Annotated in this window: 8 protein-coding genes; all 8 read right to left on the bottom strand. The window is 35.9% G+C overall.

Annotated elements, in window-relative coordinates; translation table 11 throughout:
- Window positions 1–24: 24 nt before the first annotated feature.
- The 8 genes from DWB61_RS12025 to DWB61_RS11990 all read right to left on the bottom strand — a co-directional run bounded on the left by DWB61_RS12025 (window position 25) and on the right by DWB61_RS11990 (window position 12607).
- The gene (locus DWB61_RS12025; RefSeq protein WP_125031150.1) at window positions 25–687 is read right to left on the bottom strand and encodes a DUF5017 domain-containing protein; all 663 of its coding nucleotides are present in this window, start codon (window positions 685–687) and stop codon (window positions 25–27) included.
- 5 nt (window positions 688–692) lie between these two features.
- Window positions 693–2522, bottom strand: a complete 1830-nt coding sequence (locus DWB61_RS12020; RefSeq protein ID WP_125031149.1) for a surface glycan-binding family protein — start codon at window positions 2520–2522, stop codon at window positions 693–695.
- 421 nt (window positions 2523–2943) lie between these two features.
- Window positions 2944–6960 (bottom strand): hybrid sensor histidine kinase/response regulator transcription factor, encoded by a 4017-nt coding sequence (locus DWB61_RS12015; protein ID WP_125031148.1) that lies wholly within the window; start codon window positions 6958–6960, stop codon window positions 2944–2946.
- 237 nt (window positions 6961–7197) lie between these two features.
- Window positions 7198–8508 carry an MFS transporter gene (locus tag DWB61_RS12010; protein WP_125031147.1) on the bottom strand — a complete coding sequence of 437 codons (1311 nt, stop codon included), beginning with the start codon at window positions 8506–8508 and terminating at the stop codon, window positions 7198–7200.
- A 41-nt stretch (window positions 8509–8549) separates the two neighbouring features.
- Window positions 8550–9221, bottom strand: a complete 672-nt coding sequence (locus DWB61_RS12005) for a bifunctional 4-hydroxy-2-oxoglutarate aldolase/2-dehydro-3-deoxy-phosphogluconate aldolase (RefSeq protein WP_125031146.1) — start codon at window positions 9219–9221, stop codon at window positions 8550–8552.
- A 109-nt stretch (window positions 9222–9330) separates the two neighbouring features.
- Window positions 9331–10371 (bottom strand): sugar kinase, encoded by a 1041-nt coding sequence (locus tag DWB61_RS12000; RefSeq protein ID WP_125031145.1) that lies wholly within the window; start codon window positions 10369–10371, stop codon window positions 9331–9333.
- Between the two features lie 34 nt (window positions 10372–10405).
- Window positions 10406–11674, bottom strand: coding sequence for a DUF4861 domain-containing protein (locus tag DWB61_RS11995; RefSeq protein WP_125031144.1), 1269 nt, complete (start codon window positions 11672–11674; stop codon window positions 10406–10408).
- Window positions 11675–11815: 141 nt separating this feature from the next.
- On the bottom strand, window positions 11816–12607 hold the full coding sequence (locus DWB61_RS11990) for a gluconate 5-dehydrogenase (RefSeq protein ID WP_156190247.1): 792 nt from the start codon (window positions 12605–12607) through the stop codon (window positions 11816–11818).
- Window positions 12608–12633: the final 26 nt, after the last annotated feature.

Here is a 12633-nt window from a genome sequence, read left to right as displayed (position 1 = left end):
TAGGTTCATCTTATACAGACAACACTATTTTTTCATTGCAATAACTGATACTTTAGAGAGGAATGTTGTTCGTGTCAAATTACTCAGAGACTTACCTTTATGAATCGATCGAAATGCAATGACTACTTTTGCGCCAAGGTATTTCTTAAGATCGATAGCTTGAGGCACAGCTTGATTGTGTTTATGGATTGACTCCCAATAAAGCTCATCCCAATCAGCTGACTCTAAATCTCCATTGTAATTGGTAGAAATTAGAAGTTTTAAGTCATTTCCTGTATCTGTTCCATATTTCGAATAAGCTTCTATATTTAGTACAGGCTTTTTACAATCATTTAGATCAATCAGCTCAGAAATCAACCAATCGTCATTTTCCAACTTATTGGGAACCATTGTAACACCGCGCTTAATTTCTCCTTCAATTCCATTCACTGTCCAATTTCCCCATGAACTTGTCCACTTTTTATTGTCAGACTGCTCAGGTTCACCTTGTAGACTAATTGCAGTAAAGTTTCCGGTTTGATTTTTACCCTCCACTGGTTTTAGCTCTTGCCAACCATCTTCAAACAAGACAGTCTTTCCTTTGCTTTTATCCTTTGCAAAAATAGAAAGAGAGCCAAAGCTTAGGAATGATACCAGTAAAACTACTGGCACCATCCTTTTAGTATATTGTTTTTTTAAAATATTCATCTTGCTTATTTTTGGGTTCCCATCACCTGGAAATTCAAAATATAACTTGTACGTGTTAGGTTAGTCAAACTACCTGCATCAGATTCAATAAGGAAACTTTCGTGACGAAGCGCTATTGTAACTACTTTGCCATCAAACTTGCTTAAGTCAATTACTCTGCTTTGAGCCTTTGTGTAATTAAAGAAAGTCTCGAAACTCACTTCCTCCCAAACGGCAGTACTAACATCTCCCGAATAATTCTCAGAAACCAGTAACTTTAGCGTATTATTATTTGATGATCCATAGCGGGAATATCCATCAAGGTTAAGATATGAATCAACATGCTTGGACAAATCAACATCTTTAGCAATCAACCAATCATCATTCTCCGTTTTTTCAGGAATCATAACTGCTCCACGCACAGTCACACCATCTTGGTCAATAACCGACCAGTTTCCCCAACCACGGGTCCATTTGTTATTCGTGGCTTGTTTAGGAGCTTCCTTTGCGCTGTATTCAATCATATTACCCAAACGGGTTTCCCCTACTGCAGGCGTCAGTTCATCCCATCCATCTTCAAAGATTAATTCCACAACGGCTGCTTTTACTGTAACACTAATTACATCTGTGAATATCGCATCACCTGCAAGATTACTTGCAACTACAGTCATAGGATAATTCCCGATGGCGAGTGTATTTCCTTCAGTTAATGAAATAACACCAGTTACTGGGTCAATGCCAAATTCTCCGAAGCTTTCAAGAAGTGAATATGTTGGAGTTGAACCAGAAACAGTAGGAATATCAGATGTAAATGCAAAAGCCTGATTTACACTGTAACTTACATTAACATAAGTCAAATCTGTTGCAATAATTGCCTGAATAGCGATAATTTCGAATGAAAGCGCATCGACAAAATCAACACTTCCGTGTTCATTAGTAGCAACAACAGTTAAGTTATAAGTATCAATAGCCAAAGTATGAGCTTCAGGAAGTGACACAACACCAGTTAATGGATCAATCGTAAAAGCGTTAAAATTATTCTTTAATGAATATGTTACAGGTCCTGTTCCATTAATCGCGGGTTCTACCGATTGCTTAGCCTGTGTTTGCTGCACGCCTAAATATGCGTTAGTGGAATATACAAGATCATAGGGTAAGGTTTGAACATCTATCCTCACAACCTCTTCAAAAGTTTGCTCTCCAGTCACATTTGTTGCTACTACAGATAATCTATATTCTCCTGCATCAATTTGAGAATCTATAGCCAATGAAATTTCACCAGTTTTAGTATCAATTACGAAATCTGAATTTTTAGATAAAGCAAAAGTAACTGGATTAGTTCCTTTAAATTCAGGGATAGTCGTTTTTTGTCCTTCAACACCACGCACAATAACCTGATTTAACGGACTGTACTGTAATCTTTCAATTGCTGATGGTAAAACAACCAGTTCAAATGCTTTAGGGAATATAGTCTCTCCTGCATCATTACTTACTTTTATATCCAGAAAGTATTTTCCAGCAACAAGCTGATTATCGAGCTTTAATGTGATAATCCCTGTTGTGTCAATAACTTGAAACTCTCCTTCTATATACGTACCGCCTTCTTCGGCTGTACCACTAGTAATTTCGAATTTCGGATTACTTGTAGAATAAACAACAGGACGAGATGTTTCCATTGCTTTTCCTTCATAAACTTCACTTACCAAAGCATAACGAAGACCTTCAGGAGTCAGCTCCTCTTTATTAGCCTCTTCTTCATCACAAGAAAAAGTGAAAATAGAGAGGCAAGCAAAGGCTATAGCCATCCACTGGGTCTTAAAGCGCCATTTACTTTTACAATCGTTTGAATGATTCATTAGATTAGGGTTTTAATCATATTAGTATTAGATTTTTTTAGATATCGAAGTCGTTTACGAAAACGACTGCGTAAATGTATCTAAGCAATAAGGTGTCGACATGATACTTTTATACAAAAAACATCCAATATTCTTCAAACGACACAATTCTAGCACCTAAGACTATTTGTTCGTACGATTACATCATGTTATTGTACGAATTTGGGTGTAAAAATATTAAAGTGTTCTTCAAGTCAAAATTTTTATGTCAAACCCATTGATAATAAGTAGTATTTGTATTGATTTTAAGGAGAAAATTCTGATGTAACAGAGAGATATTCCGTGTGAATTGGGACTATTAAATAAGGGCTTATACGTCTGTTAGAGATAAGAAGAATCTGAAACAATAAATGCTGGAATTATCCAGCATTTATATCTAATTTTATCTTTCTCCTTTGGCATATTTAGAAGGAGAGATTTTAAAATGATCACTAAAACATTTACTGAAATACCTTGGGGTTGTAAATCCAACAGAATAAGCAACATTGGACACACTAACTCCGATTTCTGTTTGAAGCAATAATGCTGCTTTTTTCAATCGGCTGCTTAGAATAAACTCATTGGGTGTTTGTCCCGTAATCCCTTTAATTTTGGCATACAAATTAGTTCGTCCCAGGCACATTTCCTGTGCAAATGTATTCACATCAAACTTGGAGTTATCGAGATGTCTTTCCACAATATCAATTGCTTTTTCAAGGAGTTCAGCATCGAGCGAATTTGTTGTAATGCTTTTTATCCCCAAGCCAGGATTCAATTGAAACCTTTCCTGTAATTGCTTTCTGGACTTTATCAGATTACGGCATCTCGCTTGAAGCAATTTAATATTAAAGGGTTTAGTTATATAATCATCGGCCCCAATTTCTAATCCTTCAAGCCTGTATTCAATGGCTTCCTTGGCAGTAAGTAAAATAATCGGAATATGACAAGTTGTTAAATCAGATTTTAGTTTCTGACACATATCAGTACCTGTCATTACAGGCATCATAACGTCACTTATAATCAAATCTGGTTGATATTGCTGAGCTGCCTCTAATCCCATCTGCCCATCCTCTACTTCAATAATATGATACTCATCCATAAATGAAGCGCAAAGCATATCTCTAACTTCGGCATTATCTTCAACAATTAGTAAACTAGCCGATTTTGGAAGCAAGTCATAAATCGCTTCTTTTTCAGATTCGTCAATTTTATCGATTAAAAGCGGCGTCTGTAAACTACTTTCAAGAACCTGTTGTTTGTCCCAAACCACTTGTTCTTCTTCAAAATGATCTTTACCCAGTAATAAACTGACCTCAAAACATGCCCCTTCTCCAAGCTCACTTTCTACACGAATACAACCGCCATGCATATCAACAATACCCTTAGTTAAAGCTAATCCAATTCCGGATCCCAACTGCTGTTGTTTATGTTCGCTAATATTATCAACCTGATAAAAACGGTCGAAAATTTTCTCAAGATATACCTTAGGCATTCCCTGTCCAGAATCAATCACTTTAATAATCAATTCTTTATTTTCCTGATTAATTAAGACATAAATAGAACCTCCATCAGGAGTAAATTTGAAAGCATTTGATAACAAATTAAAGAATACTTTTTCTAACTGTCTGGCATCGAACCAAAGAGGGATCTTATCTTGATAGCAGACCAACTTGTAATTTATATGACGCCTTTCGGCGTATTCTTTAAATGAATCAAAAATCATATTGGAGAAATCAACAAAGTCATGCTCATTAACCTTTAATTTCATATGACCTAACTCTTGTTTTCTAAATTCGAGAAGCTCATCAATCAGTTTTTTTAATCGGTAAGAATTTTTATATGCTACCAACATTTTATTATAAACTTTTGGGGCAATATTTGAAGATTCTTCAAGCAAACTCTCTAATTGACCCAAAATTAATGTTAGTGGTGTACGAAACTCGTGAGATATATTGGTGAAAAATTGCAATTTAGAACGATTCATCTCACTTATTTGTTCTTTGTCTCTTTGCTCTTTTTTTAGATTATCTTCTAATAATGCCTTAGAAATCAAGACTCTGTTGATGTATAATAAAATACCACTTACAATAGAAATATAAATCAGATAAGCCCACCACGTATTGTAATATGGTGGATCAATTATAATCTTCATACTGGTTTCAGCACCGTCTTCACCCTGACGTAACTTTTCTTTTACAGTGAATATATATGTTCCAGATTTTAGGTTCGTGTAATTAACACTTCTTCTATAACCAGCATCCACCCAATCTGAATCAAAACCTTCAAGTTTATATGAATACATGGTTTTATTTGTTTTCAAATAATTAAAGGATGTAAAATCGAAAGAAACAACACTGTGATTAGAGTTTAAGCGTATCGATTTGGTAAAAGGAAGTGTTTGAGACAAAATACCACTTTCATCATTGGGATGCACTTCACTATTATTTACGCGAAGTTCAGTAAAATAAAGTGGGTGCTTAATTGACTGATTTTGCAGCTCTTTCTCATAAAAGGAAACCATACCATGAATGCCACCAACAAATACTTCTCCATCGCTTGTGATATACAAACCCCTTTCATTAATTTCACTCAATGGAAATCCATTCTGATAATCATAAGCTCGAAAAGTTTCTTCTTCAACATCAAAACGGCTAATGCCTTTACTTGTAGCAATCCAGAGAAAACCATATCTCGATTCCGCAATTCCATAAATAAAATCAGATGACAAATCGTAATCACTACTAGTATATGAGCTGAAACTATCGTTTTCTGGGTGGTAACGATTAAGACCTCCTCCTGAAGTCGCAACCCAAATTCTCCGCATATGATCCTGATAAATTTGATATACAAAATTACTCCCTATGCTTTTTAAGTCGTGAACATTATTCCTAAAGTTCTTCAGCTCTCCAGACTTAAAATCGTAAACGCTTAAACCTTTAGTTTCCGATCCAATCCATAAACACTGATTCTTGTCCAATAATAAAGCCAAAATCTTTTTGCCTATTTTTTTCCGGAGTTCACTATTCTCAAAAAATGGAGTAAATTCTTCTTTATTGGGATTGAACAAAACCACCCCATCATTGGTACCCAATAGTAAATTGTTTTCAAAAGGAATTATAGCAGAAATAATATTACTTGGAATGGAATGCACATCATCTTCATTCTTTATATATTTTCTTATTCGTCCCGTTTTTGTATTCAAAACATCCAAACCTCCCAAGTGGGTCCCTATCCAAAGTTGATTTTGTTTATCCAGATACAAACTTTTTGCATTATTGTGTGAAAGTTTGTAGTCTCCCTCACCCTTTGTTATATACTTAAATTTATTATTCTTTCTATCATAAAAATTCACCCCCCCACCTTCGGTCGCAATCCAAAGATTCTTATCATCATCTTCAATCATAGAACCAACAACTCTATAATTGATTGATTTATTTTGGTCAGTTTCAGCAACAAAATATCGGAAAATATTCGTTTGAGAGTTGTAAATATTTACACCTCCAAAATAACTACCAATCCAGATACTGCCTTCTTGATCGCAGAATAAGGTATAAATGGAATTGTGACTTAAGCCATAAGGCTTTTTATCAGACTGAAAATAATTGGTAAATATTTTCTTTTCAGGATCAAGCATACTCAGTCCCAAAAACGTACCTATCCAAATTCGCCCATTATTATCCTCTGTAATATCTCTAATCACATTATGAGCTAAGCCTGAATCTTGACTATAATGAGCTACAACCTCATCTTTTTGAAGACAATACACACCATTTTCGGTTGTACCAAGCCAGAAAAGACCATCCATACTTTTATGGATGCAAGAGACTTCTGCATCCAATATCGAATCCAACTGATTAGAATGTGCATTATAAAGGAAAAGACCTCTATCACTAGTACCAATAAGAAGATTTCCTTCTGAATCCTCAAAAATCTCATTCACCTTTACTCTATGAGGAAAAATTTCGGTCGCAGCTTTATACCTGCGACTCTCCTCATCTAAAAAGAAGAGTCCTAAATTCGTTCCTACCCAAATATTCTTATTGCTAATATGAAAACAACTTATATTTTGATTAGGGAAATTAATCAGTTCTTCATTCTGTAAATTGATATTTGATATACCTTCCGCAGTCAATATCCATAATTTATTATTAGCATCAGTTTTCAAGTCCCGAATATTGTTCCCTAGAAGACTACTGGTATCCTGCCTATTATGACGAAAGACATCAATCTCATAACCATTATAACGGTTTAGACCATCACGAGTTCCAATCCACATAGTTCCTAAACTATCCTGCTCGAGTGCTGTGACTGAAATTTGCGAAAGGCCATTTTTAAGATCTAAATGATCGAAATAAATATCTTGTGCCTGGCAAACAAGCACCTCCATAAGAAAAATAAATAAAACCAGAATTTTCTTCATCGAAAAACAAATAATACGATTAACCCTCAGACTCTCAACGCAAAACTTATCTAAAAGTTATCTTGTTGATAATAAATTAATTCTAAGCAACTTACAAATAAACGAAATCTAAGTTGAAATTTATATAAAAAAAAAGACAAAGCTCCATTTATAATGGAACCTTGCCTACACCAAACCTATTGTATTTCAAAACCAAAATGAAATACAATTACAAGAAACTTATTTTCTCTATTACAATCACTTAACCAATTCAAGGTTTTCATTCAAAGGTTCCAATTTTGGTAACATTAAATGTATAATCAATAATATAATCAAGTATAGTAAACCTGCTACAAGAAACATCCAAAAGTAAAATGAGTTACCCGTAGCATCTAAACCTTGCCCTAAAGCAAAATCGACAACCATACCCGAAATAGCACCAACCATACCTCCGATACCTACAACAGAAGCAATCGCCTTTTTAGGCATCACATCTGAAACAAGGGTAAATAGATTAGCAGACCAAGCCTGATGTCCGCCAGAAGCCAAAGCGATTAAACTCACAGCGATCCACACATTATCAGTCAAAGCTGCAAAAGAAACGGGAGCAATACAAAGCGCACAAATCAACAATGATATTTTACGTGCCCCATTAAGTGTCCAACCTCTATTTATAAATATTTTAGATAAATAACCACCACCAATACTACCAAAGTCAGCGACGATATAAATAACAACTAATGCACCACCAAGTTCTTTGATACTATCCAAACCAAACTTTTGTTTGAAGAAAATACCAGACCAAAACATAAAAAAGAACCAAACAGCATCTGTAATTTTACCAATCGCGAAAGCCCAGGTTTGACGCAAAGGCAATACACGTGACCATGATAATTTCTCAAATTCCTTTTTAGCATCTGCTTCAGATGGCTTACAATCATGAAGAATATAAGCTAACTCTTCCTTAGAAACCTTAGGATGTTCTTCTGGACGCTTGTAAATCTTAAGCCAAAGAGCCACCCAAATAGCACTAAAAGCAGCTGTTACCATAAAGGCAAATTGCCAATTATCACCATTTGCAGCAACCACTAATGGAATAATAGCTGGTGCAAGGACAGCACCTACATTAGATCCTGCATTAAAAATACCTGTTGCAAAGGCGCGATCTTTCTTAGGAAACCATTCAGCAACTGTTTTAACAGCTGCTGGAAAATTACCGGCCTCTCCTATACCTAATCCAAAACGAGCACTGATAAATCCAACTAAAGCAAATGCTGGACGAACAGCAGCATGTAATAATCCAAAAATACTCCATACAGCTATTGAAAGTGTATAACCAATTCTAGTCCCAAAACGATCAATTAAACCACCCATACTAATCATACCGATGGCATAGGCTGCTTTAAAAGCCATATTAATATAACCATAATCAGCATTGGTCCAATCAAATCGATCCATCAATGTTGGTCCTAACACTCCCATAATACTACGATCCATATAGTTAATCGTCGTAGCAAAAAAGAGCATCGCCAATATTCTATAGCGATAATTTCCTTGTGGTTTTTCCATAATTATTTTTCCATATAAATCTTTAAAAGAAGACTGGCTTCTTATGATCTTAGTTTCTTAATAATTCCTAAAGCTTTTTCACATGATGTTTTAATTGCAGGATAATTAAATGAACCATCCGACTTTTTAACCATCAATTGTGACCCCATTCCTACACAATGAACACCTGCATCAAACCAAGACTTTAAATTCTCCTCATCGGGTTTAACACCACCAGTTGGCATAATTGATGACCATGGGAATGGACCTTTTACAGCCTTCACAAACTCAGGACCACCTACTTGAGCTCCCGGGAATATTTTTACAACCTCAGCACCTAACTCTTCAGCATATGATATTTCAGTAAGTGAACCACATCCTGGGGACCAAGCAACTTTACGTCGGTTACATATCTTAGCCATTTCGGCATTTAAAATTGGAGAAACCACAAAATTAGTTCCCAATTGGATGTATAAAGATGTTGTTCCCACATCAATAACAGATCCAACGCCCAAAATCATCTCAGGACATTCTTGGGTTGCCCACTTATTTAATTCATCAAAAATTTGATGCGCATAATCGCCACGATTTACAAACTCAAACAAACGAGCTCCACCTTCGTAACAAGCTTTAACAACCTCTTTACAAATCTCAATATCTTTATGAAAAAAAACGGGTATCATACCTGTCTCTTTCATTTTCAAAGCAACTTCTATTCTAGAAAATCTTGCCATCAGTTTTTCAATTATGAATTACGAGTTCTGAATTATAAACGCTTAATACCTGTCATAACCAGGCTTACTTTACAAAATCACAACTTATAATTCCTCATTTATAATTCATTTATCGTGCTACACGTCCTGAAGCGTCACCATTCATTAATTTAACAACCTCTTCTACTGTAACTTGATTATAATCGCCATAAATGGTATGTTTCAAACAAGATGCAGCAACAGCAAAATTCAAAGCTTGTTGGTCTTTTTCTGGCCAAGTTAACAGACCATAAATTAAACCACCCATAAACGAATCACCACCACCAACACGGTCAACAATATCTGTAATTTGATAGGTATTATTTGCCTTAAACAACTCTTTCCCATCATATAAAACACCTGACCATGAATTGTGATTAGCATTGATAGAACCTCTTAATGTTGTAATTACTTTCTTACAACGAGGATACTGCGCCATAATTTGTTTCGAAACGGAAAGATAAGCATCCGCATCAACATGACCACCAGTCACATCAACACCTTCGGGCTTAACACCTAGGACTTTCTCAGCATCTTCTTCATTTCCCAAAATAATGTCAGTTCCAGCAACTAACTCAGGCATAACTTCTGCTGCCGACTTACCATACTGCCATAAATTCTTGCGGTAATTCAAATCACATGAAACCGTAATACCTCTTTCATTAGCCGCCTTAATAGCTTCCAAACAAACATCAGAGGCTCCCTGAGAAATTGCAGGTGTAATACCTGTCCAGTGAAACCAATTAACCCCTTCAAAAACCTTATCCCAATCAATCATTTCCAATTCAATCTCCGAAATAGCAGAATGAGCACGATCGTACACAACCTTAGAACCACGGCTTACAGCTCCCGTTTCCAGAAAATAGATACCCAATCTATCTCCACCATATATGATATGATCCGTATTTACGCCATATTTCTTAAGATCCATTTCGCAAGCACGAGCGATATCATTTTCAGGCAGTCGAGTCACAAAATTCGATTCAATACCATAGTTTGCCAATGATACGGCAACATTTGCTTCACCACCACCGAAAGTGGCTTTAAATTCTGATGCCTGCGAAAATCTTTCATATCCTGGTGTTGCCAATCGCAACATAATTTCCCCAAAAGTAACTACTTTATTACCCATAGCTTATCTTTCTTTATATTTATTGAAATAGTTGTTATTTTACGATTACTCTTACGGGTGAACTCAACTCCTCCGATTGCGATTTCATTAAATTCTCAAAGTTTATTTGCTTACTCCAGTCTTTATTTTCAACTTCCCATGCAGCAAAAAAATAATGTCTTGCAGACTGATTATTTTTGATTTTTTGTGTCACAAAATGCGTTTCACCAACTGGCATATTGTAACGAGAACCTTTCATTCTTTTTTCACTCAACAAAGGTGCATCACCGGTTCTCAGTTTACTATCTGTAGAAAGTAGAATTCCCATTCCCAAATAGTCTTTATTCATTGATTGTATATCATGGGTTGCAACAGCAGTATATTCACGATTAGCAACAATTTTGAAAGGTTTACTATCCTTCAGGTAACTGGTTACGATACCAATGGCTAATTCTGCTTCATTATCTAAACCAGTAACTGTAACATCACTTTGGAACCAATATTTACCAGCCCAAACTGTGATTTTCTCCTGAGCCTTAAGCTTCTTTCCATCGACATCCCAACCGTCAAAATTCAATTCAAAGATTGAACGTACAGGCCCACGAGATACCAATTGAAATTCAAAAGACTTAACATTCCCTAAACGGTATAATGAATCTTGATGAAATAAAGCTAAACCGCCAGCTCCTAATGAAGGACCTACGTGTAAAACATCCATTCCCCAATCAGATAAATGGTGATAACTTCCCACTTCCTTTGTTCCTATTTTATTCATTACCATCTCTGGCGATAGCTTCCCAAATAAATCTTTAGCATTTCGACAATCAAAATAATTCCGGAAAGCCATAATATCATTCTCCCAGCTTACACTTTCAGCCTGGAATATAACGGGAACTCCAGTATAGCCTTCAGGTGAAACCGCTTGATCGGTTCCTTTAAAACCTTCATCGATTGATCCTACTCCTAAACGAACATTTGTTCTATCCGTAAAAGCTGGAACCTTATCGGGAGCAAGAAAATTCAAATTAACACTCTTTAATTCATTCGCACTCATATCGCATACGAACACCAATTCATCCCATTGTCCATCTCCATCTAAATCATCAACTTGGCTTGGGATATAATTCCCAGCATCATCAATAACAACGGGAATCTTATCACTAGGTATCTGTCCTACTGCTTTTGCAACAAGCACTCTATTTAAAACAACAGGAGCATCTTTTCGAGCAAGGTTCATTTCATTCTTCAACTCTAAAGCTGGAATCGAACTGCATGCCTGTAGAAGGGTTACAAGTACAACTATAACTAAATAATATTGTTTCATGCTTTTACTTTTTTATAAATCAAGATAAAAAGTCATCCTATATTTAGGATAATCAAGATTACAAAACCCTGAAATCCAATGTAAATTAAGAAAAGAGACGCCCCCCAAGGCTATAAGCGCGTCCCTTTTAATCACAAACTTTTAGTCTTCATTTGATGGCTTGCCAATAGTAGCTAGAATACCACCATCAACATAAACCACATGTCCATTAACAAAATCTGATGCCTTTGATGCCAAAAACACAGCTGTACCAGCTAAGTCTTCTGGATTACCCCAACGAGCTGCTGGAGTTCTATTAATAATAAATTCATTGAATGGGTGCCCATCAACACGGATTGCTTCCGTTTGAGAAGTTGCAAAATAACCTGGTCCGATACCATTTGTTTGAATACCAAACTTAGCCCACTCTGTAGCCATATTCTTTGTCAACATTTTCAAACCACCTTTTGCTGATGCGTATGCACAAACATCGTTACGGCCCAATTCACTCATCATAGAACAGATATTAATGATTTTACCTTCACGACGCTCGATCATTTTACGACCAACATATTTTCCCATAATGAAAGGACCTACTAAGTCGATATCAATTACCTGACGATAATCTTTCACTTCCATGTCTTGCATAGGAACACGCTTGATGATACCTGCATTGTTCACCAAAATACCAATAGGACCAACTTCTTTCTCTATCTGCTCAACTCCAGCAATTACACCAGCTTCGTCAGTGACGTCAAAAATATAGCCTTTACAATCGATTCCTTTCTTTGCGTAATCTGCAATTCCTCTATCAAGGTTTTCTTTCGAAATGTCATTCACTACTATCTGTGCACCGGCTTCAGCTAATGCAGAAGCAATTGCCATTCCAATACCGTGAGTTGCACCTGTTACCAAAGCAACTTTTCCATCTAACTTAAACGAATCAAGAATCATATCTATATCTTTTAAAAACTTACAAT

This window comes from Ancylomarina euxina (assembly GCF_003863355.1).
Classification (GTDB): Bacteria; Bacteroidota; Bacteroidia; order Bacteroidales; family Marinifilaceae; genus Ancylomarina; species Ancylomarina euxinus.
This window is presented reverse-complemented; position numbering and strand designations above follow the sequence as displayed.

Bases quoted from the DNA above. Each gene is read 5' to 3' on its own strand.
- DWB61_RS12000 (WP_125031145.1), bottom strand. From the start codon at position 10,371: ATGGGTAATAAAGTAGTTACTTTTGGGGAAATTATGTTGCGATTGGCA.
- DWB61_RS11990 (WP_156190247.1), bottom strand. From the start codon at position 12,607: ATGATTCTTGATTCGTTTAAGTTAGATGGAAAAGTTGCTTTGGTAACA.
- DWB61_RS12015 (WP_125031148.1), bottom strand. From the start codon at position 6,960: ATGAAGAAAATTCTGGTTTTATTTATTTTTCTTATGGAGGTGCTTGTT.
- DWB61_RS11995 (WP_125031144.1), bottom strand. From the start codon at position 11,674: ATGAAACAATATTATTTAGTTATAGTTGTACTTGTAACCCTTCTACAG.
- DWB61_RS12025 (WP_125031150.1), bottom strand. From the start codon at position 687: ATGAATATTTTAAAAAAACAATATACTAAAAGGATGGTGCCAGTAGTT.
- DWB61_RS12020 (WP_125031149.1), bottom strand. From the start codon at position 2,522: ATGAATCATTCAAACGATTGTAAAAGTAAATGGCGCTTTAAGACCCAG.
- DWB61_RS12005 (WP_125031146.1), bottom strand. From the start codon at position 9,221: ATGGCAAGATTTTCTAGAATAGAAGTTGCTTTGAAAATGAAAGAGACA.
- DWB61_RS12010 (WP_125031147.1), bottom strand. From the start codon at position 8,508: ATGGAAAAACCACAAGGAAATTATCGCTATAGAATATTGGCGATGCTC.